We start from the raw sequence: 24,644 nt of genomic DNA on the forward strand, positions 1-24,644 counted from the left end.
GTCCCGCCACCTTGATTGGCCAGTTCTACGCTGCGACGAACGACGGAAAGGACGCCGGATCCCTCCCGCTGCCAGCTCCCCTTCTGGCCCCCGCGAGCGCACCCCAAGCCATGCCAGCTCCGCAGGCTGCCCCTCTGCGTGTCTGCGACCGCAGGATGGATGAACGAGGCCACTTAGACCGTGACTCAGACGCCGACCCGTCAAACTTCACGGTGACGAAGGCTACGACTACCCCTACCTGCGGGGCTTTCTGCATAGCCGCGGCGTCGTGCCGCGTATCGCCCGCCGGGGCGTCGGCTCCAGCCAGCGCCTGGGCCGTCACCGCTGGGTCGTCGAGCGAACCGTCTCCTGGTTGTCCGGTTGCCGCCGCCTGCACCGCCGCTACGAACGCCGAGGTCGCCATCGCCGCAGACCGACCAAATGAGTCACGGTCTAGCGTGACCTGGCTTACCGTGTCTGCGGTCCGCGATCCACTTCATGTCGTCACGTACTGAAGTGGCAATCCGATAACTACGTACGCCAGTGCCGCGAGGGCCAGGGCCGTCAGCAGGGTCGGCGTCCGTTCTCCTCGCCGACGTGTCATCAGTAGCGGTGCGAGGATGAGGACGGCCAGGCAGGCCCATGCCTGCGGGGCGTAATGCAGGACGAAGGCATACATGATGCTCTCCATCCCGAAGACGCCTCCCAGTGCGGCGAGGCCGATGACACGGTGACGTACGGTACGTCCGTTCCGCCACCACAGCCCGGCCACGCCGAACAGTGGGCCGCTGATGACCGCCATCGCGAGCCAGATCAGCGGATAGGTGAGGCTGCCCATGCCGTCACGGCCGAACTCCGCGTACCCGTAATACCCAATGACCAGACCGATCGAGGCACATAGGCCGGCGGTGGCAGCCGACCGCGCCGACGCCCAGCCGGCAATCAGGGCACCGGCGACGAACGCCGGGACGCACCAGACAGCACCGGAGTTGGCGACCTGGTTCCAGGCGCCCGGAAGCCAGCCCTGGGCCAGATTGGTTACAACACCGAGTCCCAGACCCGCCAGCAGCGCCGATGCCCACGAACCGCTGAGCTTCGCTACCGGGCCGAAGCGGCTTCCCATCAGGAAGATCCCCCTGTCTTCCCTCACGGGATACCGACAAATCGCAACTTTAACGACAAATAGGTATACCAGCTCGGTGCTGCTCGGCCGCGGTCTCCTCTTGGAAGGCGAAGGCGGCGAAGTGACCGTCTGGTAGTTGTACGGCCAGCCGCCGGGTCAGCGCGACCGGCACCTTGGGGTCGTCGGTCCCGTGCCACAAGCGCACCAGGCCAGGGATGTCGGCGGGCTCGAATCCCCACGGCCGCTCTGGACACGGGTAGCGATCCTCAGGACGGCGGAGCCTCGGGCCGTCACCAGAAAAAGAGATCCGCGAAACGGAGATGATCCCCCGATTGCCCGAGATCATCAGGAAGGCCGGAACGACCTCTACACGCAGATGGGCCTGCACCTCGCCTACAACCCCTCAGAGAGAGGCCGTAGTTGAGGCCAGGCCCAACATGTATCAGAGTGCGTGTCCGAGGGGGGACTTGAACCCCCATGCCCCGTAAAGGGCACTAGCACCTCAAGCTAGCGCGTCTGCCTATTCCGCCACCCGGACGTGGTGCCTGCACGCGGGACCGTCATCCCGCGTCGGCGGACTCAGGTTAGCAAACTCTTGAGCTTGCGTCATATCGGTATGCGGGGCGGTCCGCCGGGGATGCCGAGACGTGTTCGGCGGCGGCAGGATGGGAGGCGCAAGCCGTACCAAAACTAAGGAGTCGCCATGACCACGCTCAAGGGTGAGGACGAGGTCGCGGGGCTGTGCCGTGATCTGATCAGGATCGACTCGACCAACGCGGGCGACAATTCGGGCCCCGGGGAACGGGCGGCGGCGGAGTACGTCGCGGAGAAGCTGGCCGAGGTCGGGCTCGAACCGCGCATCCTGGAGTCCGACAGCCGCAGGGCGAACGTGGTCGTACGCGTCGAGGGGGAAGATTCCTCGCGCGAGGCGCTGCTCCTTCACGGTCATCTCGACGTCGTTCCGTTCGACGCCGACGACTGGACCCTCCACCCGCTCAGCGGGGAGGTCGCCGATGGTTGCGTCTGGGGGCGCGGCGCCGTGGACATGAAGAACATGGACGCGATGATCCTCGCCGTCGTCAGGCAGCGGCTCAGCGAAGGACGCAGACCGCCGCGGGACGTGGTGCTGGCGTTCACCGCCGACGAGGAGGCAGGTGGCACGTACGGCGCGCAGTGGCTGGCCGCCGAGCACAAGGACCTCTTCGAGGGGTGCACGGAGGCGATCGGCGAGGTCGGCGGATTCAGCGTCTCCATCGACGACGCGCGCAGGCTCTACCTCATCGAGGCCGCGGAGAAGGGCATCGCCTGGATGCGGCTGACCGCGACCGGCAGGGCGGGGCACGGCTCCATGCTCAACGCGGAGAACGCCGTGACCGAGCTGGCCGAGGCGGTCGGCCGTGTCGGGCGCTATCAGTGGCCGGTACGGCTGACGCGGACCGTGGAGAACTTCCTCACCGAGACCTCCCGGGCGCTGGGGATCGACTTCGACCCCAATGACCCCGAGGCGACCGTGGCCAAGCTGGGTCCGCTGGCCCGGATGATCGGCGCCACGCTGCGCAACACCGCCAACCCGACCATGCTCCAGGCGGGTTACAAGGCCAACGTGATCCCGCAGACCGCGACCGCGCACGTGGATGGCCGGTTCCTGCCCGGGTACGAGGAGGAGTTCTTCCAGACGCTCGACGAGTTGCTCGGGCCCAACGTGACCAGGGAGTTCGTCTATCACGACATCGCCCTGGAGACCGGGTTCGACGGGTCGCTGGTGCGGGCCATGGCCGACGCCCTGGTGGCCGAGGACCCGGGGGCGCTGGCGGTGCCGTACACGCTGTCGGGAGGAACGGACCTGAAGGCGTTCAGCACGCTGGGGATGCGCGGGTTCGGGTTCGCGCCGCTTAGGCTGCCCGCCGACCTGGACTTCTCCGGGATGTTCCACGGGGTGGACGAGCGGGTGCCGGTGGACTCGCTCCAGTTCGGGGTGCGGGTGCTTGACCGCTTCCTTGACGCCTGCTGAGAGTTTCTTGCCGAAACCCTCAGGAAACCGCTCACGTTGACTCCCCGTGCTGGTAGCGTAACGCTCCGTTGAGGGCCGGACTTTGCCTTGGGCTGGTCCGGCCGGGAGCTTCGGGGAGGTTCACGTGGCGCGTGTGCCGCACGGACGGTGGAGGGTTTCGCCCTTCGTCGTCCGACACGCGTCCGTGACCGTTTCCGCGGATGAGTTCGTCTCTGCTCGGGCTGACCGGATGGCGCGGTTCGTGGTCGGCGCCCGGGTGGTCGTCAGGCGGGCTCTCGCGCTCGGCGGCGTGCTGGCCGCCGGGTGGTTGCTCGCGCTCGTCTTCGGGCTTCTCGGCGCCGCCCCCGCCGCCGCGGACACCACCGCGGCGGCGGGGGCGGCGCGTCTCGACGCTCCCGACTCGACCGCGCCCGGACCGGCCTTCCAGGCCGGTGTCTTCCCCACGGGTGGCGGCGGGTTCTCGGTCTCAGGAGACGCCGCGGCCATGGCGGGACGAGGTGTGGACGGGCTCACCAGCCAGTCCAAGCCGACCTCCCCGGCCCCCGCGTCAGATGACCACTCCGCGGGTGCGAACGGTTTCGTGCCCCAGGGCAGTGGTGGTTCCGGTCCTTCAGGGCCGGGTGTTGGGGACGTCACGCGGTTCGTGCACGACCCGCGAGTGACGGCGCGGCGCGCTCCTGCGGCCCGCGCGCTTCCCCCGGTCGTCCGCACAGCGGCGGACGACCCTTCTTTCTCTCCTGACTGAATCCCCAATCCCGCAGACCGGCCCGCGCTTCTCGCGTCCGGGCGGGACGGGGCGCCACCGGTAACCGGTCCGCGCGAAGGCGTCAGGTCACCTCACCAGAAACACGCGTTCCTCGTGGTACGGCCCATGCCGACCACGAGAAGTCCGGCATTCCCCCTGTAAGCAATTGCTAGGAGCATAAATCATGCGTACGTGGGTCAAGGGCACCGCACCGGCAGCACTGCTCGCGCTGGCCGCTATGTCCCTGGGCAGCGGTACGGCCTTCGCCGACACCGATGGTCAGCACTCGGTCGGCGGGGGCAACCAGGTCAACGCGCCCGTCACTCTGCCGATCGACATCAGCGGCAACGCCGCCGCCGTCGGGGGTAACTCGACCGCGGTCTCCCAGGGCGGCTCCTCGGTCACCGGGAAGGGCGGGCAGGGCGGCAACACCACCTCGGGCAAGTCGTCGGTGCTCGGCGGCAACCAGGTCAACGCGCCGGTCACCGCCCCCGTTAACGCCTGCGGCAACGCCGTCTCGGTCATCGGTAACTCCAAGGCCGCCTGCCGGGGCGGTGCCTCGGTCGTCAGGCAGGGCCGTGGCGGCGGTGGGGCCGGTGGCAACCGTACGGACGGCACCTCCAGCGTCCTGGGCGGCAACCAGGTCGTGGCGCCGGTCACGGCGCCGGCCAACGTCTGTGGCCTCGCGGTCGGGGCGGTCGGCAACGCCTTCTCCGGGTGCAAGGGCGGTGCCGTGGTTCCCGGTGCTCCCAAGCGTCCGACCACGGGCTACGCGGGCACCGGCCGTCCCGGAGCGGGGGGTAACCGTACGGACGGCACCTCCAGCGTCCTGGGCGGCAACCAGGTTGTCGCCCCGGTCACGGCTCCGGTGAACGTGTGCGGTACGGCTATCGCGGCCGTGGGCAACGCCGCCGCGGGTTGCGTCGGCGGTTCCTCGATCAACGGGTTCGGTCCTGGCCGGGGCGCGGGCGGCAACACGACCTCCGGCAGGTCCTCGGTGCTCGGTGGCAACCAGGCGGTCGCGCCGGTGACGGCTCCGGTGAACGTGTGCGGTACGGCGGTGGCGGCGGTCGGCAACGCCTTCGGCGCCTGCCGGGGTGGTTCCTCGGTGAACGGTGGCTACGGCCCGGGCGCGGGGGGCAACACGACCTCGGGCAGGTCCGGTGTGCTGGCCGGCAACCAGGTCGTGGCGCCGATCACGGCGCCGGTGAACGCGTGCGGCAACGCGGTCGCCGCCCTCGGGGACGCCGCCGCGGGCTGCCTCGGCGGTGCCCGGGTGGGTGGCCCGGCCCCCGTCACCAGGGTTCCCGCCGGGGCGCGTGAGGTGTGGCAGTCCTACGGCAAGGGGAACCCCCCTCAGCCCCCGGCCGCCCCGCCGGTCAGCACCCCCAGGAGCGGTCTGCTGTCCAGCCTGCCGACCATCCCCCTGCTGGAGACGATCAAGGGGCTGCCCAGCCGTACCGGACTGACCGGGTTGCCCGTGCTGCCCAAGGTGCCGCTGGGGTCGGCGAGCGGTGAGCGCTCGCGTCCGGTCTCGGTCGGCGTCGTGGACGGCCTCCTCAACAGGGGTGGGCTCGTCGGGCTGACCCGTGGCGCCCAGTCCGCGCCTCAGCTCGCGCCGCAGTCCGTGACCAAGGGGCTGCCGGTCGTCGGGCTGATGAGCGCCGCCCAGCCGGTCGGGGTGACCGGGATGAACTCCGGTTCGCTCTTCTCCCTGCTGCTCGGTGCCATGGCCGCCGCCTCCGCCGCCCTCTTCGTGACCGCGCGCCGTATCCGCTTCGCCAAGAAGTAAGGCGTTAGTAACCCTCCAGACATGTCTCCTCTGATCCTCTGTGGGAGACGCAAGACGCTTCGCGGATGACGGCGTTCATCAGGCGGGGCACAGGAGCTTCGTCCGCTCCGGGGGCGCGGCCCGGGGCGGGCGAAGCCATCTCAAGAGCTACAGAAAGCCGTGTCAGAGGTCACATCGTCCTGGTCACACGTATGATCTTGCGACGCAGACGGATGTCACGGCGGCCATCGGGATACAGTCGCAGACGGTCGAGTTCCCAGTCACCGTATTCTGCATGTTCGGTCAGTATCCTCCGGGCCACGTCCCGGGAGGTGCCACGCGGAAGATGGAGAACCAAGTAGGAGTAGTCGAGCACAGCGATTAGTCTCCGAGGGTGTGCAGGGGACGTCGGCTCCCATAGGGCTTTATTGTGCGTCCTTGCGGCTTTACTTGGGAGTGTGCCCGATGCGGATCGGGTAACCCGAGTGGAAGTGAACGGGGAACGAATGGGAACAGCGAGGTAGGAAGCAGCGTGCCAGCCAAGAACGGCAACGTCGGCGGAACCCGCCTGGTGATCGTCGAGTCGCCCTCCAAGGCGAAGACCATCGCTGGGTACCTCGGCCGTGGCTACGTCGTGGAGTCCAGCATCGGACACATTCGCGACCTCCCCGAGAAGGCCGACGACATCCCGGAGAAGTACAAGGGCGAGTCGTGGGCCCGTCTGGGCGTCAACGTGAGCCATGAGTTCGAGCCGCTCTACGTCGTCAACCCCGACAAGAAGGCCCAGGTGAGCAAGCTCAAGCAGCTGCTCAAGGACGCCGACGAGCTCTACCTCGCCACCGACGAGGACCGCGAGGGCGAGGCGATCGCCTGGCACCTGCGCGAGGTGCTCAACCCCAAGGTCCCGGTCCACCGCATGGTCTTCCACGAGATCACCCCGAGGGCGATCCTGGAGGCCGTCGCCAACCCGCGTGCCCTGAACCTGCGGCTTGTCGACGCCCAGGAGACGCGGCGCATCCTCGACCGCCTCTACGGCTACGAGGTCAGCCCCGTCCTGTGGAAGAAGGTCAAGCCTCGGCTGTCCGCAGGACGGGTGCAGTCCGTGGCGACCCGGCTGGTCGTCGAGCGCGAGCGCGAGCGCCTGGCGTTCACCAGCGCCAGCTACTGGGACCTGCAGGCGCTGTTCGACACCGGCCGTGACGAGGTTCCCCACGAGTTCACCGCCGCGCTGACCGGCGTGGACGGCAAGCGCGTCGCGCAGGGACGCGACTTCGCCAGCAACGGCACGCTCAAGACCGCCGGTGCCCTCCACCTGGACGAGGAGGCCGCGCGGGCGCTGGCGGGCAGGCTGGCCGGTACGGCCTACACGGTCGCCTCGGTCGAGCGCAAGCCGTACACCCGCAAGCCGTACGCGCCGTTCAGGACGACGACGCTGCAGCAGGAGGCGAGCAGGAAGCTGGGCTTCTCCGCGAAGTCCACCATGCAGGTCGCCCAGCGCCTGTACGAGAACGGTTTCATCACCTACATGCGAACCGACAGCATCACGCTGTCGGAGACCGCCGTCGCCGCCGCCCGCAGCCAGGCCATCAAGCTGTACGGCGCCGCCTACGTGCCCGACAAGCCCAGGGTCTACGCGAGCAAGGTCAAGAACGCCCAGGAGGCGCACGAGGCGATCCGTCCCTCGGGTGAGGAGTTCCGCACCCCCGGGGAGACCGGGCTGACCGGCGACATGTTCCGGCTGTACGAACTGATCTGGCAGCGGACCGTCTCCTCCCAGATGAAGGACGCGGTCGGCGAGTCGATCAACGTCAAGGTGAAGGGGACCTCCAGCTCGGGTGAGCAGGTCGAGTTCTCCGCGACCGGCCGGACGATCACCTTCCACGGCTTCCTGAAGGCCTACGTCGAGGGGGCCGACGACCCGGCGACCGACCGCGACGACTCCGAGAAGCGGCTGCCCACCCTGGCCGAGGGCGACCGTCTCACCGCGGCCGAGCTCAACGTGCTGGCGCACGCGACCAAGCCGCCCGCGCGCTACACCGAGGCCTCGCTCGTCAAGGAGCTTGAGGACCGGGAGATCGGCCGTCCCTCGACCTACGCCTCGATCATCGGAACGATCCTGGACCGCGGCTACGTCTTCAAGAAGGGCACGGCGCTGGTGCCGTCCTTCCTGGCGTTCGCGGTGGTCAACCTGCTGGAGCAGCACTTCGGGCACCTCGTCGACTACGACTTCACCGCCGACATGGAGAAGGTCCTCGACGACATCGCCAACGACAGGGCCGAGCGGGTGCCCGAGCTGCGGCGTTTCTACTACGGCTCTGACGACGACGAGGGACTGAAGGTCCTGGTCACCGAGCTGGGGGAGATCGACGCCAAGGAGATCAGCTCCTTCCCGATCCGGGGCACCGACATCATGATCCGGGTCGGCCGCTACGGTCCGTATCTCGACCGTGACGGCGCCAGGGTGAACGTCCCCGAGGACCTCGCCCCCGACGAGCTGACCGCGCAGATGGCCGAGGAGCTGTTCGCCCGTCCCTCGGGGGCCAGGGAGTTGGGCAAGGACCCGGTCACCGGCAATCTGATCGTGGCCAAGGACGGTCGCTACGGCCCCTACGTGACCGAGATCCTTCCCGAGGTCGAGGAACCTCCCGCCGAGGGAAAGAAGCGGACGAAGAAGGCCGACGCGCCCAAGCCGCGCACCGAGTCGCTGCTGAAGACCATGACCCTGGACACCGTCACCCTGGACGACGCCCTGCGGCTGCTCTCGCTGCCCAGGAACCTGGGTGAGCTCGACGGCCAGGCGGTCACCGTGCAGAACGGCAGGTTCGGTCCCTACGTGAAGAAGGGCACCGACTCCCGCTCTCTGGCGTCCGAGGAGGAGATGTTCACGGTCACCCTGGAACAGGCCAAGGAGCTGTTCGCCCAGCCCAAGGCCCGTGGCAGGGGCAGGGCCGCCGCGGCGCCCCCGCTGCGCGAGCTGGGCGAGGACCCGGTCTCCAAGAAGCCGATCGTGGTCAAGGAAGGGCGTTTCGGCCCGTACGTGACCGATGGCGAGACCAACGCCTCCCTGCGCAAGGGTGACGAGGTCGAGCAGATCACCACGGAGCGTGCCGCCGAGCTGCTCGCCGACCGTCGTGCCCGTGGCCCGGCCCCCAAGAAGCGCACCACTTCCAGGGCGAAGGCCAAGGCCTGACGTTCACTACTGCCCGGGGTCCCGATTTTTCGGGATCCCGGGTGTTTTTTTCGCCGTTCTCACGGAACGCATCCGGGTTCGCGGGCGTTCTTGGAGACGAGCCGGGTACGGCGAGCGGGCGCGGAAGAAAGCGAGTCGTGGCGGCGATGGGCTTCGTGGTGCTGATCGTCCTGATGACCACCCTCGTCCACTACTACCTGTGGCGCCGTCTCGTCAGGGCGACCACGGCCCCGGGACCGCTGCGCAGGGTGCTGACCTGGGCGACGGTCGTGCTGGGCGCGCTCATCCCCCTCACGCTCGTCGGCTCCCACAGCGACTGGGGCCGCGTCCTGGTGTGGCCGGGGTTCCTGTGGCTCGCGGTGATGTACTACCTGGCCGTCTTCCTCGTGCTGCTTGAGGTGCCACGGGCGGTGGCGCTGGCCGTACTGCGACGGAGGACTCGGGTTCTTGTCCCCGTCGGAGCTCCCGAACCCCGTGAGGAGGGGCTGAACCGCCGGGACTTCGTGGCCCGTACGGCTGCCGCCGTCGCCGGGGCAGGGGCGCTCGTCACGGTCGGGACGGGGGTGCGCACGGCTCTCGGCGACCCGGTGATCGAGAGGGTGAGCGTGACGCTGCCCGGCCTCGACCCGCGCCTCGGCGGGCTGCGCTTCGCCGTGGTCAGCGACATCCACCTCGGCCCGCTCACCGGCATCGGGCACACCGAGCGGATCGTCCGGATGGTCAACGGCCTCCAGGCCGACGTGGTCGCGATCGTGGGTGACCTGGTGGACGGCACGGTCGCCGAGTTGGGGCCGCTGGCCAGGCCGCTGCGGAGCCTGGAGTCGCGCTACGGCTCCTACTTCGTCATCGGCAACCACGAGTACTACACCGCCAACGGTCCCGACGAGTGGGTCGAGGAGCTTCGCGACCTGGGGGTCCGTCCGCTGAGGAACGAGCGCGTGGAGATCGCCCACGCGGGAGCCGTACTCGATCTGGCGGGGGTCGACGACGTGACGGGGAGCGCGGGTGGGCGCGGTCCTGATTTCGAGCGGACGTTCGGCGGGCGGGACCCGGCGCGGTCGACCGTCCTTCTCGCTCACCAGCCGGTGCAGGCCGTACAGGCGGCGAAATATGGGGTGGACCTGCAGTTGTCCGGGCACACCCACGGCGGGCAGATGGTGCCTTTCAACCTGATCGTCCCGCTCCAGCAGCCGCTGGTCTCCGGCCTCGGCGAGGTGGACGGCACCCAGGTCTACGTCACCAGGGGAGCGGGCTTCTGGGGGCCGCCGGTCAGGGTCGGGGCACCGCCGGAGATCACCCTTCTCGAACTGCGCCCGGGAGGGTGATTTCCTGTCACGACCGCTGCGCGGGCCGGGCCGTACGTAATAACCTCGTGCGACGGACGGCCCGGCGTTTCGCCCGGTCCCGTGTCCTCCCCCGCCCGGCGAACACCTGGATACGCTGACATCATGACCACCCCTGGCCGGAACACCGCACGTCGCAAGCCTCCCCACGTGCTGGCCAACGCGCCGTTCCGCAAGCTGTGGACGGCCATGGCGGTGTGCAGTCTCGGCGACTGGCTCAACCTCATCGCGCTGACCGCCCTGGCGGGCAACCTCACGGCCGGGTCGGGCTACCGGATCCAGAGCTTCGCGATCGGTGGTGTCTTCGTGGCGAAGATGCTCCCGGCGATCCTGCTCGGCCCGCTCGCGGGTGCCTTCGCCGACCGGTTCGACCGCAGGCTGACGATGGTCGTGGCCGACGTGACGCGCTTCGCGCTGGTGCTGTCGATTCCGCTGGTCGGCAACTACCAGTGGATCATCATCGCCACGTTCCTGGTCGAGTGCGTCAACCTGTTCTGGGTTCCGGCCAAGGACGCCACGGTGCCGAACCTGGTGCCCAAGGAGCGCCTTGAGGCGGCCAACCAGCTCAACCTGCTCGTCACGTACGGCACGGCCCCGGTCGCGGCGCTGCTGTTCGCCCTGCTGTCCGTGGTCACCGACCTGCTGGGCGCCTTCGTGCCCTATCTCGCGGCCAGGGACACCTCGCTGGCGCTGTTCGTCAACGCCCTGGCCTACCTGGTCTCGGCCGTCATCATCTTCACCCTCAAGGAGATCCCGAAGACCGGGGCGACCTCCCCGGCCGCCAGGGTCTCCACACCCTCGGTGCTGCGGCAGATCGTGGACGGCTGGCGTTTCGTCGGGCGCGACCGGCTGGTTCGCGGCCTGATCATCGGCATGATCGGCGCGTTCGCCGCCGGGGGCGCGGTGGTCGGGGTGGCCAAGCTCTACGTGCGGGCGCTCGGCGGGGGAGACCCGGCCTACGGCGTGGTGTTCGGCGCGGTCTTCCTCGGGATGGCCGCGGGCATGTTCTTTGGTCCCCGGATGCTGCGGGAGCTGTCCCGGCGCAGGCTGTTCGGGCTGTCGATCATCGGGGCCGGGGTGGTGCTGGCCGCGGTCGCGCTGGTGCACAACCTGGCGATCGTCGTCATGCTCACGACGCTTCTCGGGGCGTGCGCGGGAACCGCCTGGATCATCGGCTACACCATGATCGGTCTTGAGGTCGAGGACGGGCTGCGGGGCCGTACGTTCTCGTTCCTGCAGTCGTTGGCCAGGGTGACGTTGCTGCTGGTCGTCGCGGTCGTGCCGACGCTGGCCGGTCTGTTCGGCACCCACGGGTTCGTCTTCCGTGGGGAGACGGTCTACATGTTCGACGGCTCCAACCTGGTGCTGCTGATCGGGGCGCTGCTCGCGGTGACCGTCGGTCTCCTCGCGCTGCGGCAGATGGACGACCGGCCCGGCATGTCGGTCCTCGGCGACCTGGTCGCGGCGCTGCGCGGGCACACCAGCCCGGTGCCGGACAGCGACGAGCACCCCAGGGGGATGTTCGTCGCGTTCGAGGGCGGCGAGGGCTCGGGCAAGACCACCCAGTCCCGGCTGCTGGCGATCTGGCTGCGGGACCAGGGCTTCGACGTCGTGCAGACCAGGGAGCCTGGCTCGACCAAGGTCGGCATGCGCCTGCGCGCGATCCTGCTCGACGCCGTGCACCAGGGGCTCTCCGCGAGGTCGGAGGCCCTGCTGTACGCCGCGGACCGGGCCGAGCACGTGGAGAAGGTCATCCGCCCGGCCCTCGGCAGGGGTTCGCTGGTGATCTCCGACCGCTACGTGGACTCCTCGCTGGCCTACCAGGGGGCGGGCAGGGCGCTCGACCCGGCGGATGTGGAGCGGCTCAACAGGTGGGCGACGGGCGGCCTCGTCCCCGACCTGACCGTGCTCATCGACACCCCGCCCTCGGTCGGCCTCGCCCGGCTCGGCGGGGCCGCCGACCGGATCGAGTCGGAGCCGCTGGAGTTCCACGAGCGGGTGCGGCGCGAGTTCCGCGCGCTGGCCGCCGCCGAGCCCGAGCGCTATCTGGTCGTCGACGGGACGCTTCCCCAGGATCGGATCTCCCAGATCATCCACGACCGGATGCGCGAGATCATGCCCGACCCGGTGCCGCAGGAGGCGGAGGACGCCACCGGCACCATCCCCGTCATCCGCGACTGAGCCCCGGCTTCCCGGCGGTAGGTTGATGACGTGGGTGTCTTCGATGATCTTGTGGGGCAGGAGCAGGCGGCCCTGACGCTGCGCCGCGCCGCCGCGGCGGGGGCCGAAATCCTCGCGGGTGGGCGCGGGGCGGGGATGACCCACGCGTGGCTGTTCACCGGTCCACCCGGCTCGGGCAGGGAGGAGGCCGCCAGGGCCTTCGCCGCCGCGCTCTTCTGTCCCGACCAGGGCTGCGGCCACTGCGACCTGTGCCACCAGGTGGCCATCGGCTCCCACCCTGACCTGGAGATCGTCCGGCCCCAGGGGCTGTCCTACGGCATCAAGGACACCCGTCAGCTCATCCTGCGCGCGGCCGGGGCGCCGACCCTGGGCCGCTGGCGCGTCGTGCTGTTCGAGGACGCCGACCGGGCCACGGAGGGTGCGTCGAACGCGCTGCTCAAGGCGATCGAGGAGCCGCCGCCGAGGACCGTCTGGCTGCTGTGCGCGCCCGCCCCCGACGACATGATGATCACCATCAGGTCGCGCTGCCGTCAGGTCACGCTCGTCACCCCGCCGACCGCCGCGGTCGCCCACGTGCTGGCCACCCGCGAGAACGTGCCGCCCGCGATGGCGGAGTTCGCCGCCAGGGCCGCCCAGGGGCACATCGACCGGGCCCGCAGGCTGGCGCTGGACGAGGAGGCGCGCAAGCGCCGCGACGCGGTGCTGTCCATCCCCAGGTCGCTGACCGGGGTCGCCGAGTGCGTCACGGCCGCCGAACGGCTGGTGAAGACCGCCGAGGAGGAGGCCGCCGCGGTCACCGCGGTCCTGAACGAGTCCGAGGTCACCGAACTACGGAAGATCTACGGCGAGGGCTCCTCAGGCAAGGGGCTCAACAAGGGCCTCATCCGGGGCGGGGCGGGCGCGCTCAAGGACCTGGAGGACCGGCAGAAGTCCCGGGCCACCAGGACGAAGCGCGACGTCATCGACACGGCGCTGCTCGACCTGGTCGCGTTCTACCGGGACGTGCTGGCCGTACAGTTCGGGGCGCGGGTCGAGCTGGCCAACGAGGACCGGGGGAACGAGATCGAGGGGCTGGCCCGCTCCTCGACGCCGGAGGACACCCTGCGCAGGATCGACGCGATCATGCGGTGCCGGGAACGGCTGGCCGCCAACGTCAACCCCCAGATGGCCGTCGAGGCGATGACGCTGTCGCTGCGGCGCCCGGGCTGACTTTTTTTGATTTTTCGCGGTTGGGTCGGATTTTTCGGGATTTGTAAGCAACCCGGGGGCGGTTTCCACGTCTCTTGGGCATGCGGGTCGAGACGCTGCACCTGGGGCGCCCTGAACACGCCGAGACGGTCGGCGACCTCTACGCCAACCACGCCCTCGGCCTGACCCGCCTCGCCCTGGTCATACTCGGCGACCGTGAGTCAGCCGAGGACGTGGTCCAGGACGCCTTCCTCGGCCTCCACCGCCGTTTCCGTGGGCTGCGGGACCCGGCCAAGGCGCTGGTCTACCTTCGCAGCGCCGTACTGAACAACGCGCGCAGTGTGTTGCGGCGCAGGCGGCTGCCGTCGTGGTTCGCCGGGACCTACGAGCCGCCGGTCTGGTCGGCGGAGTCGGCGGCGATGCTCGGCGACGAGCGCAGGGCCGTCATGGAGGCGCTGCGGCGTCTGCCTACCCGGCAGCGCGAGGTGCTTCTGCTGCGGTTCTACGCGGATCTGTCCGAGGAGGAGACCGCCCAGGCCATGGGGGTCGGCCGGGGGACGGTCAAGTCGACAACCCACCGGGCGCTGGGCGCGCTCGGCCGTCTGCTGGAGGAGGAACGGTGAACGCCGCCGAGGAGAGGGTCGTCGCCAGGCTGCGGGACGCGGCCGGGGCGGTCGGGGAGACCGTGGGCGAGGTGCCCCCCTTCCCCGAGGCGCGCCGTACCGGATGGTGGGCACCGGTGCTGGCGGCCGTGACAGCGGCGGGGGCGGTGGTCGTGACGGCGGCCGCGATGACGGTTGGGGTGGGAGTGGTCGCCGTGGGGCGGGCGCCGGAGTACTTCGCCGTGGGGGACGAGCACGACGTCGTGTTCCGGCGTTCGGACACGGGTCAGGAGACGGGCAGGTTCCCGGTGCCCGAGGCGGGGCTGCGCTTCGGACTGCTGGCCTCGGCGAGGGACGGCTTCTACGTCTCGGCGTCGGCGGACGCGTGCGCGACGCGGTTCTTCAGGGTACGGCTCGGCCCCGGTGGCGAGGTGGCGCGGGCGGAGCCGCTCACGGTCGAGCTGCCGGAGGGAACCAGGCCGGTCTCCATGGCGGTCAGCGCGGACGGCGCGAGGCTGGCCTACGGCCTGTCGCGGTGTCCCGGGGCCGGTGCGAACGGCGTCGAGCGGCTGGGGGTGACCGACCTGGCGGGCGGGGGCAGCCGGGTCTTCGCCTCACACCGTGAGGGGATGGTCAGCCGTCTCTCGGTGACCGGGGACGGGCGGTTTGTTGCTTTTCAGCGGACGGGTGTGGAGGTTTCCCTGTCGGCGGTGGATGGGCGGGAGGTGCCGGAAGGGACGGTGAGTGCATGGAGGGGTGTTTTTGGGGTTAAGTCCGGCATTCCGGAGGTGTGGGTGCTTGATGTCGGGGCAGTCGGCACGGGGACCGGGGGCGGCGATCTCGGTGCGGCGCGGCGGGTTGAGTTGCGGGCGGCTTCGGACGTGCCCATGGGGATGCACGGAGTGCGGATCAGTGCCGACGGCCGGTCGTTCACGGCGGCGCTCGGTCCGGTTCACTCGGATGGGAAGGGGACCGGGGTGATCGTGCGGTTCGACGCCGGGGACGGCGGGCAGACCGAGGTGCTCCACCGGGACGGGACCTCGGGCCTCCGGCTGCTGGGTGGGGACGCCTCCGGTGATCACCCACTGGTACTGCGGGGTGACGAGATCGGGACCGTCGGAACGGATGGTTACCGGATGTTGCTGCGGGTTCGGGAGCCAACAGGAGTGCGTATCGCCTGGTGAGGGGCATGTTTCACATCGAGTGGAACCATTCCTGGCTAATTCCCCTCAAAGTTGGGGTGTGCATCGTTAGAATTCCCAGCGAATTTCGATGCATTCGTTATAAAACTACCGAACTGTGTCCTGTTCGACGGGGATGGACAGGGAAGGACCGGGGGAATCTTGGTCAGCATGGGATCGCGGAGGAGTGTGACGGTGCCAGGGGGCCGGCGAGCCGTCACCAGCCGCGTGAGAGACGACGACACGTTGCGCATCGAGTGGCCGGAACCGGCCGATGACACGGAGGTCGTCCTGCGGCACGCGGAGACAGGGGAGGAACGTTCCGGGACAGACCTGACAGGACTGCGGGCCGGGATCTGGCTGGCCTCCCACCGGGGGGAGCCGCTCGCCACCGACGACCCCGGCTTCTCCCTCGACGACCTGATCGCCTACGCGGGAACCCCCCGTGACCGGGAGATCAGGGCCTTCCGGACATCGGCCGGAATTCTCGCCCTGACCGTCCGCGAGGTCGAGCCGTACGTCGAGGTGACCGGGGTTGTCGCCGACGGCGGGGTGATCGAGGTCGAGGGCCTGGTCGCCTACGGCGCGCCGTACGAGGGGGCGGCCAGGCTTGTGGCCGTGCCGCGCAAGGGAGCCGAGCCGGTGAGCGGGCCCGCCACCTTCGGGGGGCGGCGCTTCGGCGGCAGCGTCCTGATCGAGCCGATGGCCGACGGCCAGGCGCGCAAGCGCGTCTTCTGGGACCTGCACGCCGAGGTCGACGGCGTACGGCTGCCGCTGGCCGCCCGCCTGGACGACGTGGCCGAGAAGAAGGCCAAGGTGCGCTTCCCCGCCCAGCACGTGGGCCAGATCAGGGTCAGGCCGTACTACACCGACAGCGACAGCCTGGCCGTCGCGCTCAGCGTTGAGGAGGAGGCCGCGTGAGGGTCTCCTATCTGATCCTCAACGCGTACGGCATGGGCGGCACGATCCGTGCCACCTTCGACCTGGCGACCGAGATGTCCGAACGGCATGACGTCGAGGTGATCAGCGTCTTCCAGCACGCCGACCGGCCGTTCCTGCCGCTGGGGGAGAAGGTCAGGCTGCGCTCGCTGGTGGACCTGCGGCCCGGGGCGCGGGTGCGCTGGCCGTACACCAGGAAGGCGGAGCGGTTGAGCGCGCAGGAGAGCGCGCTCGTGCACCCCGAGGAGCGCGCCTACGCCTCCTTCACCGCGTGGAGCGACGAGGTGCTCAGGCGGGAGCTGCGGCGGCTGCGCACCGACGTGCTCGTCACCACCAGGGCCGGGCTGAACATCATGGCCGCCAGGTTCGCCCGCAGGGGAGTCGTGACGATCGCCCAGGAACACCTGCACTTCGAGGCGCACAAGCCGGGGATCTTCGAGGAGATCCGGCAGTGGTATCCCCGGCTGGACGCCGTCGTCACCCTCACCGAGGCCGACGAGCGTGACTACCGCGCCATGCTCGGCGAGGCCAGGACCCGGGTCTACACGATCGGCAACGGCCTGGCCGGAGGGCCGCGCCCGCGCTCGAAGCAGGACAACCGGATCGTGCTGGCCGCGGGCAGGCTGGTCCCGGTCAAGGGTTACGACCGGCTGCTGAAGGCCTTCGCCCAGGTGATCAGGAAGCGCCCCGACTGGAAGCTGCGCATCTACGGCGAGGGCCGGGTCGCCGACAAGCTGATGAAGACGTCCGTCAAGCTGCGTCTGCACAACAACGTCATGTTCATGGGGCCGACGGACGACATCGAGGGCGAGCTGGCCAAGGCCTCGATCCACGCGGTCAGCTCCCGCTTCGAGGGCTTCGGCATGACGATCATCGAGGCGTTCGCCTGTGGCGTCCCGGTGGTCAGCTTCGACTGTCCCCGGGGTCCTCGGGAGATCATCACCTCCGGTCACGACGGGCTGCTGGTGCCGCCCGACGACGTGGACGCCCTGGCCGAGGGGCTGCTGGCGATGATCGACGACGAGGAGGGCAGGCACAGGATGGCGGCCAACGCCCTGCTGACAGCCGAGAAGTACGACATCTCCACCATCTCCGACCGCTGGGAGCGGACCTTCACCGACCTCACGCGCTGAGGTTTCCGTGTGGTCGGCGCAGCGGCTCCCGGCCCGGGGCGTCTCTGTGATGTGAAGACCGAACTGCTCTCCCATGGAGAGCCGACGACCATCTCGGGCTGGTACGGCTCGCGCTGCTGGTGGTGGGCGACCAGGCCACGGCCGAGGACGTCGTGCAGGAGGCGTTCGCCCGCACCCACGCGGGCAGACGCCGCCTGCGCGACCCGGGGAAGGCGCTGGCCTACGTTCGTTCCGCGGTGCTCAACGGCTGTCGTTCCGTGCTGCGGCGCAGGGCGGTGGCGTGGCGGCGGGCCGTGCCGTACGAGCCGCCGGTCTGGTCGGCGGAACACGCGGCGCTGCTCGGCGAGGAACGCCGCGAGGTGCTCCTCGCCCTGCTCAGGCTGCCCAGGCGGCAGCGGGAGGCGCTCACGCTGCGCTACTACCTCGACCTGCCGGACGCGGAGATCGCGGAGGTCATGGGCGTGGGGGCGGGCACGGTCAGGTCGACCATCGCGCGTGGGCTGGCCGCCCTCGCCAGGACGCTTGGAGAACAGTCATGACCGAGACGGAGAACCGCCTGCGTGACGCCCTGTCCGCCGCGGCCTCGACCGCCGTGGACATCCGCCCGCTGACCGTGCCTGTGCCTCGCCGCAGGCGGTGGACGGTTCCCATCGCGGCAACCGCGGCCGCCGCGTTCGTCGCCGTGTTGCTGACGGTACGGCTCGCCTCTGTTCTGGCCTCTTCCGACGGGAGCGAGGTCATCGCCATGTCCGTCGGGACTCAGGGTGAGTCCGGCACACCAGGCATCAGGGTCTTCCTGTGTGCCAGCGGTGACACGGCTCTGTACTCCGGGTGCGCGGATGGGAAGGTCACGGAGAAGGGGAAGGCCGATGTCCAGGCGGCCCTCCAGAACCGGTCCGAGGTGGAGAGCGTCTTCTTCACGGACCAACGGACGGCCTACGAGGACTTCCGGCGAACGTATAACGACAAAAACCCTGAACTTCTGCAGGTCGTGAAAATCACGGATATGTCGGATAGCTTCACCATCCAGGTCAGGCCAGGAGCGGACCGGACGGCGCTGCTCGAAGCCGTGAGTAAGCTGCCCGGGGTGACCCAGGCCGCCGACATCGCTTGTCTCGTCGAACGCACATCCTTGAGGTCGATCGTCATCCGCATGTTCTTCGGGGACGACGACGAACCGTGTGTCCGGTGGCAGTCAGGGGCAGGTAAGCCGGGTTTTGGGAGTCCCCAGGGACGGTCGTGACGCGTAGGGTGGCTGGCGTGGGCGCTTAGCCGTACTCCCAGCCGCCTGGAGCCATATGAGCATGATCATGGCCGTGAGCTTCACCCGATACGGCCGGTTGTACTACCTCGATCCCGGCGGCCACAGCCCCAAGATCGGCGACAAGGTGCTCGTGCCCACCGATGCCGGGCCCGAGGTCGCCGAGTGCGTCTGGGCGCCGCAGTGGACGAGTGAGGAGATCGACGGCCTGCCGGTGTGCGCGGGTCTCGCCGGGGAGGAGCACCTGACCCGCGACGAGACCAACAGACGTCGGCGGGCCGAGGCGCGGAGCGTCGCGAAACGGCTGATCAGACGGCACGAACTGCCCATGAAGGTCGTCGGTGTCGACTATCTCGACACGGAGAACGTCTACACGGTCTACTTCTCTGCTCCGCACCGGGTCGACTTCCGCCTTCTCGTCCGTGACCTGGCCAGGAACCTTCGTGCCCGGGTAGAGCTACGCCAGATCGGCCCCCGCGACGAGGCCCGGATCCAGGGCGGGATCGGCCCCTGCGGCCGTGACCTGTGCTGCGCGACCTTCCTGAAGGACTTCGAACCGGTCTCGGTGCGGATGGCCAAGGACCAGGACCTTCCGGTCAACCCCATGCGTATCGCCGGGGCGTGCGGACGGCTGATGTGCTGCCTGAAGTACGAGCACCCCCTCTACACCGAGGCGCAGAGCAGGATGCCCCGGGTCGGGGCGAAGGTGGAGACCCCCGAGGGCGCGGGAACCGTGGTCGGGCGCAACGTCCCCTCCGACTCGGTGGTCGTCCGTCTCGACGACGGCGGACGCCGCTGCGCCTGCCCTTCGGCCTCCGTCTGCTCCCCGAGAAAACAGCACGACGCCGCCTACGGAGACGCCCCCGGCGTGTGAGCCGGGGGCGTCAGCCGGAGACGATCACCGGAAGGCGCCGGTCATGCCGACGTCCGGACGACTTCCGTTGACGCGGGTCCCGCTCCTGCTCTGGCGGTTCAGCTCCTCGGTCCGCCGGTTCATCAGCTCCTCCCTGCGGGCCCGCGCCTCGGCGTCGGCGGCCTGGCCGTCCAACTCGATGAGCTGGCGCCGCTTCCTGCGCTCCTCGGCCCTGGCGTAGGCGTCGAGTTCCAGCTCTCCGACCTGTGCGTCCGCGTCGAACTGAACCCGCTTCTCGTGGACCCTCTCCCCCATGCGGTTGGCGTGCTCCACCATGCGGTCGTAGGTGGTCGTGCCTCCTATGAGCTTGACGAGGACGGGCAGGCAGTCGATGAGCACCAGGAAGAGACGGAACAGCCAGCTCGCCGCGAACAGGTAGGTGTTCTCCGAAGAGATCTCGTGCAGGGCCCGCATCCGCTCCATGATCCCGATGGGGGCGTTCCCCGCGGGCATCGCGGCCAGCCGTTCGTCGATCGCGGCCTGGATCCTCTTCCCAAGGTCGCCCCGCTTGGCGGCCAGCGGGGCGCGCAGCGCGGAGATGCGCTCTCGCAGCTCGCGGAGCTTCTCGGTGTTTCCGTCCAGATCGCTGAGGGACCTGGCGCTCCTCGCCGCGGCCTCAAGACGCCTGCAGAGCGGGCCGACCCCGCGTTTGCCGCTGGTCACCCCCGCGATCTTCTTGCCCACGCACTCGGCGCTCGCCTGGTCCTTCAGCCTGCGGTACTCCCCGTGGGCGTCGTCAACCCGCTGCTGCAGCCTCGCCGCGTCCTTCTCCAGGTCGGAAATCTCCGCCTCGTCCGCCGACGCGCTCGACACCAGAAGCCTGGCGTTCTCGCATCCACTTCCCGACGGTGCGCCCGTCATGGGATTGCACCTGGTCAGCAGGGCTCTCTCGGCGCTGCGGGCGGCCTCCCGCCCGTCCGCGACGTGCTGGACCACGGCGGTCTCGAACACCCGCAGGACCAGGGGCTCGGCGACGATGGAGCCCAGCACCATGGCGACGAGCAGCCGGGGGAACAGCATCATGATCCTGCGCTGCCACATGCCGGTCACCGTCGAGACGAGCCACCGGTCCAGGTTGAGCACGACGAGCGCCCAGCCCAGCGCCAGGACGACCATCCCGGGATGGACGCTTCCCATGACCTGGCCGAGCGCGAACCACATCGAGATCCCGGCGATGACCGCCGTGCCCAGGATCACCCCGCCGAGGCCGACGTAACGGGTCCGCTCAAGCGGAACCTGGTCGAGGACCTCCTCGTTGACCCCCGCCAGGACCCGTAGCCGTCTTCCCAGGTCGAAGCGGACGGCACGCCGCCCCCGAGCCTCAGTCATCGAGGTCCTCCAGGCCGATCCTGCGTGGCTTCTCGTCCCCGTCTCCCGGCCTGCCCTCCCCGAGTTCGAGACGGTCCCCGGAGGCCTCGACGAAGGGGGACTCCCCGATGATCGAGGTCATGACCCTGTTGATGAGCCCCTGGGTGTCGATGGGCAGGAAGTCCAGCGTTCCCTCGGGGAGGCGGTTGAACAGGTCGGACAGCGACCGCATCCGGTTCTCCTGCGCCTCGCGGGTGATGCCCACGGCGTCCGTCATCATCAGCTGCTCGCGGCTCACGCCGAACGCCGTGGTCGCCTCGGCTCCCCGCTTGAAGATCTCCTCGATCCTGGCGACGTCGCGGTTCTCGATGGCCCACTGCATTTCCTTGATCTCTCCGGTCCACTTGAGCTGCTTGATGTTCTGGCCGTGGGCGAGGATGTCGTTCGGCGGCAGGAGCGCGACGTTGACCAGGGTGACGTCGACCCCGTCCAGCCGGGGCGGGCAGAACTCCAGGTAGGCGCGGACCCGGCTGGCGACCTCGACCGACAGCAGGTGCACCTCCTCGACGGGTCTGGTCACTCCGAGCCGCATGAGTCCCGCGTCGTCGCGGAGGTGGTCTCTCAGGATCGTCGCCGCGTCCTCGACGCCGGAGGCGACCACCGCCTCGGGGTCGCTCACCCTGCAGGTGAAGGTCGCCTGCACCTGGAAGCCGTACCCCATGTCCTGGGACGGGATCTCGATGCCGGCCATGACCTGGCGGCTGCGCAGGTAGACGACGCTCACGGACTTCGCGCGCACGACGGCCTCCTCGGAACCCCTGAGGTGCGCGCCTTCGGTGTAGGCCTTGTAGGCGCCGTTCACGGCGAAGACGAGGACGGTTCCCACCGGCGTCTCGGGGAGTTCGGCCAGGTCGCGCCGTACGAGAAAACCCAGTCGGCGCTGGGGAGGCTGGAGAGAGCGCTCTTCGACGATCGGATAGCCACGCAGAGTGGACATCGGTGTCTCCTTGGGATCAAGAGGAAATTCGCCGGGCGCCCGCGTTGAGCAGGGCGAGGACGACTTGCTTCGCGGGAGGGGAGTCCCGCCGCACGCGCCTTTCCGCGCACGCGCGGTCGATCGAGCGCCTGACCAGCAGGGCGACGGCCTCGGGCAGGACGGACCACACCGCGGAGCCGAGCGCCTCCGCGGCCGCCAGGGCCCCGTCCTGCTCTCCGAGGTGGCGCAGAGTACGGCACAGCGCCCGCACGGCGTCAGAACGGTGGTAGGCGTTGTGCAGTGTCCAAGCCCACAGGGTGCCGATCGCCTCGGCGCTGTCGGGCTGGGACAGCAGCAGCCACGCCATGAGCGACTCCTCCCTGTCCAGCCGGTCGGCCGTCAGCACGCCGAGTACGGCCCGCAGGGCCCGCCTGGCCTTCTGCGGCTCCATGCCCTCGCCGAGGTCACGTTCGAGGTGCATGACGAGCAGCCTGAGCGCGGTCGACGCCTCGGAGTCCCGCTCCGCCGCCGCCTGGAACATGAGCGTCAGGGCTCGCTGGGCGACGTCGCTCACCCGGACGCCACGGAGCGACAGGTACCAGAGCCAGTCGACCGTCTCACCCGGGTAGCGGATGGCCAGGCCACCGGCGAAGGCGAGCGCCGCGGTCATCGCCTGGGGCTGTCCCGCGTTCTCGACCCAGCCCAGCGCGGTGGTGAAGGCGACGGCCGCGGTGGTGTCGTCCGCGCACATCAGGGACAGGGTGTTGGCCGCGGCCAGCCGTTCCTTGACCAGGCCACCCGCCCAGGGAACGAGGAAGGACTCCTTGACCTCGTCGGGACGTTTCCTGGCCAGCAGGGCAAGACCCGCGGCCGCCTGGACCTGCACCTCGGGCAGGTCGTCGGCCAGTTCGCGGACCCACTGCCGCAACGGCTCAAGAACGCCGTATCCGTAGACGCGGTAGAGCTGCAGGATCACCTGCTCCCGGTAGTGCGGGCTGCGGAAGACGACAGTGGGCTCCCCGCCGTCGGTCGACAGGCGGACCAGGGGGTTGGCGTCGTTCCACAGCCTCCGGCTCTGGGGGAGCTCCTCCCCGATGGAGCGGCGCTCACGTTCCGCGCCCTGCCGTTCGACCTCGTCGGCGATGGCGGTCAGCCGTACCAGAAGGCGTTCGAAGATCCGCTCCGGCATGCCGTAGGCGAAGGCGAGGGCGGCGACGGCGAACACCTCGGAGCGCTTGGGCATGCCGTCGAACCATCCGGCGACGGTGCCGCCGCACAGATCGGCCATGATCTTTTCGGGGGGCTGGCCTTTGAGCATCTGCTCGGCCAGTTCGACGACCTGGCGTGGGGAGCGTAGTGCGGTGACCTCCTCGGGAAGCCCGTCCCGCTCGTAGGTGAGGCGGGTACGGCCGAGGCGGGCCTCAAGCATTTCGAGCGGGTCGGGTGGCTCCCAGCCGATCTCGAACGGTTCGAACCCCTGACGCGCCTCCGCGCGGTTGAGGGTGATCACCAGGTGCGCTCCGGCCCGCGCCAGTCTGGTGCCGAGCGTGTCGAGGCCGAACCGCCTGACGCTGTTCTCGACCTTTCCCTCGATCCAGTCGTGGACGAAGTAGACCCTGCCCTTCCTGTAGGAGGTGGCCAGCAGGCCGTCCAGGTCGAGGCCGGGGGACAGGACGGTGATCCTGTCCTGGAAGCCCGTCGCGGAGAGCAGCGCGACCCCGCTCGTCCATTTGCCGATGCCCTCCTCGCCGACGAGGAGGACCAGGTGCCGCTCGCTCAGCGTCGCGCGGGCCCGTTCGAAGCCCGCGGGCCTGACGAAGTGCGCGAGGGCGCGTTCGACGTCATCACGATCGAGCCGTCCCGCGGCCGACCGCACCGCCGGGGCGCCCGTCATGCCGAAGTTCGCCTGCCGCGTGCTGACCCCGGCGAAGAAGTTGTTGATCACGTTGGCGGTCTGGCCGAGGGCGTCCTCGTCGAGATCGACAGTCGCCTGCTCGGGCTGCTCCGGTTCGTCCTGCGGCGGGTTCTCCTCCTGCGTCGTCATTTATGGGTGATCCCGAAGTTCATCTCACGCGCCCTGACGGGCCCGTTTAGGTTGTTGATCACTTCTGCTCGCTGGGAGAGGTGGATTTCCTTTTCGGTCGAACCTTTGCCGGGTTCCGTGGGCGCCTTTTTTGGAAGGCGGTTGAGCTTCGCCGCGGTGATTTCCGGTGCCCAGATCCAGGCCGGGGCGGAGAGCTCCTTCTCCTGGACCATGACCGGGTGGAAGTCGTCCTTCGCGTAGGAGGTGTGCTCCTGGAGCACCACGTCCTCGAAGACCCGCTGGGAGAGGACGAGGACGATGTGCGCCTCCGGGCTGTCGCCGAAGAGCCGTTTCAGGGGACCCCAGTCGGCCAGCCGGGTCGCCTCGACCACCGCCTGACCCGCGTATCCGTTCGCCGCCGGATAGGCGGTGCCGAAGGCGAGCGCCACCCTGAGCCGGAACCGCTCCTCGGGTGCCAGGGGCGCGTTGCGTCGCACGAGTTCCTCGTGAAGTGCCCGTACGTACTGGTCGACGACGAGGGGATCGGGCTCGCTCGCCGGCAGGACGGCCAGCTCGCCGTCGCCGCCCTGCTGGATCCCCCAGGACCCACGGTCAAGTCCGGCCTGTATGGCGGCGGCCTCGTGTAGGTCGACGAAGGTCTTTTGCATGGTCTCGTGCCGTTTGTCGGTGCCCTGGCCGTAGCCTCTCAGGTCGCTCGACACGACAAGGGCACGCTCGAAGGGGATGTTTTCCATGGTTTTCTTGGCTTCTTGTCCT

At 69.4% G+C, this 24,644-nt stretch carries 21 protein-coding genes, 1 tRNA gene and 1 pseudogene; 15 read left to right on the plus strand and 8 right to left on the minus strand.

Features of this window, described 5'->3' with window-relative positions:
- Nucleotides 1-187 precede the first annotated feature (187 nt).
- Nucleotides 188-424, plus strand: a pseudogene (locus FHS44_RS21695) (IS5/IS1182 family transposase); the annotation flags it as partial.
- Between the two features lie 51 nt (nucleotides 425-475).
- On the opposite strand, the gene FHS44_RS21700 reads toward FHS44_RS21695, so the two are convergent.
- The 3 genes from FHS44_RS21700 to FHS44_RS21710 form a co-directional block, all read right to left on the minus strand.
- Nucleotides 476-1,102, minus strand: a complete 627-nt coding sequence (locus tag FHS44_RS21700; RefSeq protein WP_184717440.1) for a DUF6518 family protein — start codon at nucleotides 1,100-1,102, stop codon at nucleotides 476-478.
- Nucleotides 1,103-1,151: 49 nt separating this feature from the next.
- Nucleotides 1,152-1,307 (minus strand): hypothetical protein, encoded by a 156-nt coding sequence (locus tag FHS44_RS21705; protein ID WP_184717442.1) that lies wholly within the window; start codon nucleotides 1,305-1,307, stop codon nucleotides 1,152-1,154.
- Nucleotides 1,308-1,554: 247 nt separating this feature from the next.
- A tRNA-Leu gene (locus tag FHS44_RS21710) sits at nucleotides 1,555-1,640 on the minus strand.
- 165 nt (nucleotides 1,641-1,805) lie between these two features.
- Here FHS44_RS21710 and FHS44_RS21715 point away from each other — a divergent pair.
- From FHS44_RS21715 to FHS44_RS21725, 3 genes are all read left to right on the plus strand, one after another.
- Nucleotides 1,806-3,113: a M20/M25/M40 family metallo-hydrolase gene (locus FHS44_RS21715; protein WP_184717444.1), complete on the plus strand. Its 1,308-nt coding sequence runs from the start codon at nucleotides 1,806-1,808 to the stop codon at nucleotides 3,111-3,113.
- Between the two features lie 229 nt (nucleotides 3,114-3,342).
- Nucleotides 3,343-3,858 (plus strand): hypothetical protein, encoded by a 516-nt coding sequence (locus tag FHS44_RS21720; RefSeq protein WP_184717446.1) that lies wholly within the window; start codon nucleotides 3,343-3,345, stop codon nucleotides 3,856-3,858.
- A gap of 184 nt (nucleotides 3,859-4,042) precedes the next feature.
- Nucleotides 4,043-5,650, plus strand: a complete 1,608-nt coding sequence (locus FHS44_RS21725; protein WP_184717448.1) for a chaplin family protein — start codon at nucleotides 4,043-4,045, stop codon at nucleotides 5,648-5,650.
- Nucleotides 5,651-5,819: 169 nt separating this feature from the next.
- Here FHS44_RS21725 and FHS44_RS40205 read toward each other — a convergent pair whose 3' ends face one another.
- Nucleotides 5,820-6,005, minus strand: coding sequence for a DUF5703 family protein (locus FHS44_RS40205; protein ID WP_312863762.1), 186 nt, complete (start codon nucleotides 6,003-6,005; stop codon nucleotides 5,820-5,822).
- A 156-nt stretch (nucleotides 6,006-6,161) separates the two neighbouring features.
- Here FHS44_RS40205 and topA point away from each other — a divergent pair, with 156 nt between their 5' ends.
- From topA to FHS44_RS21780, 11 genes are all read left to right on the plus strand, one after another.
- Nucleotides 6,162-8,819 (plus strand): type I DNA topoisomerase, encoded by a 2,658-nt coding sequence (gene topA, locus FHS44_RS21730; RefSeq protein ID WP_184717450.1) that lies wholly within the window; start codon nucleotides 6,162-6,164, stop codon nucleotides 8,817-8,819.
- Between the two features lie 146 nt (nucleotides 8,820-8,965).
- Nucleotides 8,966-10,144: a metallophosphoesterase gene (locus FHS44_RS21735; RefSeq protein WP_184717950.1), complete on the plus strand. Its 1,179-nt coding sequence runs from the start codon at nucleotides 8,966-8,968 to the stop codon at nucleotides 10,142-10,144.
- Nucleotides 10,145-10,267: 123 nt separating this feature from the next.
- The gene (gene tmk, locus FHS44_RS21740) at nucleotides 10,268-12,343 is read left to right on the plus strand and encodes a dTMP kinase (protein ID WP_184717452.1); all 2,076 of its coding nucleotides are present in this window, start codon (nucleotides 10,268-10,270) and stop codon (nucleotides 12,341-12,343) included.
- 30 nt (nucleotides 12,344-12,373) lie between these two features.
- Nucleotides 12,374-13,552, plus strand: coding sequence for a DNA polymerase III subunit delta' (locus FHS44_RS21745; RefSeq protein ID WP_184717454.1), 1,179 nt, complete (start codon nucleotides 12,374-12,376; stop codon nucleotides 13,550-13,552).
- Nucleotides 13,553-13,632: 80 nt separating this feature from the next.
- Nucleotides 13,633-14,154 carry a SigE family RNA polymerase sigma factor gene (locus FHS44_RS21750; RefSeq protein ID WP_184717456.1) on the plus strand — a complete coding sequence of 174 codons (522 nt, stop codon included), beginning with the start codon at nucleotides 13,633-13,635 and terminating at the stop codon, nucleotides 14,152-14,154.
- Entirely contained in the window at nucleotides 14,151-15,317 is a 1,167-nt protein-coding gene (locus FHS44_RS21755; RefSeq protein ID WP_184717458.1) for a hypothetical protein, read from the plus strand. The genes FHS44_RS21750 and FHS44_RS21755 overlap by 4 nt, the downstream gene beginning before the upstream one ends.
- Before the next feature lie 225 nt (nucleotides 15,318-15,542).
- The gene (locus tag FHS44_RS21760; RefSeq protein WP_184717460.1) at nucleotides 15,543-16,235 is read left to right on the plus strand and encodes a hypothetical protein; all 693 of its coding nucleotides are present in this window, start codon (nucleotides 15,543-15,545) and stop codon (nucleotides 16,233-16,235) included.
- The gene (locus FHS44_RS21765) at nucleotides 16,232-17,386 is read left to right on the plus strand and encodes a glycosyltransferase family 4 protein (RefSeq protein ID WP_184717462.1); all 1,155 of its coding nucleotides are present in this window, start codon (nucleotides 16,232-16,234) and stop codon (nucleotides 17,384-17,386) included. Before FHS44_RS21760 ends, FHS44_RS21765 begins: the two co-directional genes overlap by 4 nt.
- Before the next feature lie 98 nt (nucleotides 17,387-17,484).
- Nucleotides 17,485-17,925 (plus strand): sigma-70 family RNA polymerase sigma factor, encoded by a 441-nt coding sequence (locus tag FHS44_RS21770; protein ID WP_184717952.1) that lies wholly within the window; start codon nucleotides 17,485-17,487, stop codon nucleotides 17,923-17,925.
- Entirely contained in the window at nucleotides 17,922-18,629 is a 708-nt protein-coding gene (locus tag FHS44_RS21775; RefSeq protein WP_184717464.1) for a permease-like cell division protein FtsX, read from the plus strand. Before FHS44_RS21770 ends, FHS44_RS21775 begins: the two co-directional genes overlap by 4 nt.
- A gap of 67 nt (nucleotides 18,630-18,696) precedes the next feature.
- A complete protein-coding gene (locus FHS44_RS21780; protein ID WP_376771605.1) occupies nucleotides 18,697-19,521 on the plus strand; it encodes a PSP1 domain-containing protein in 825 nt (274 codons plus the stop codon).
- A gap of 24 nt (nucleotides 19,522-19,545) precedes the next feature.
- On the opposite strand, the gene FHS44_RS21785 is transcribed toward FHS44_RS21780, so the two are convergent.
- From FHS44_RS21785 to FHS44_RS21800, 4 genes are read right to left on the minus strand one after another with little or no spacing between them, the layout of a single operon-like run.
- The gene (locus FHS44_RS21785; RefSeq protein WP_184717466.1) at nucleotides 19,546-20,889 is read right to left on the minus strand and encodes a DUF4407 domain-containing protein; all 1,344 of its coding nucleotides are present in this window, start codon (nucleotides 20,887-20,889) and stop codon (nucleotides 19,546-19,548) included.
- Nucleotides 20,882-21,865 (minus strand): hypothetical protein, encoded by a 984-nt coding sequence (locus FHS44_RS21790; protein ID WP_184717468.1) that lies wholly within the window; start codon nucleotides 21,863-21,865, stop codon nucleotides 20,882-20,884. Before FHS44_RS21790 ends, FHS44_RS21785 begins: the two co-directional genes overlap by 8 nt.
- A gap of 16 nt (nucleotides 21,866-21,881) precedes the next feature.
- Entirely contained in the window at nucleotides 21,882-23,888 is a 2,007-nt protein-coding gene (locus FHS44_RS21795) for a hypothetical protein (RefSeq protein WP_184717470.1), read from the minus strand.
- On the minus strand, nucleotides 23,885-24,622 hold the full coding sequence (locus FHS44_RS21800; RefSeq protein ID WP_184717472.1) for a hypothetical protein: 738 nt from the start codon (nucleotides 24,620-24,622) through the stop codon (nucleotides 23,885-23,887). Before FHS44_RS21800 ends, FHS44_RS21795 begins: the two co-directional genes overlap by 4 nt.
- Nucleotides 24,623-24,644 lie beyond the last annotated feature (22 nt).

It is taken from the genome of Streptosporangium saharense (assembly GCF_014203715.1).
GTDB classification, from domain to species: domain Bacteria; phylum Actinomycetota; class Actinomycetes; order Streptosporangiales; family Streptosporangiaceae; genus Streptosporangium; species Streptosporangium saharense.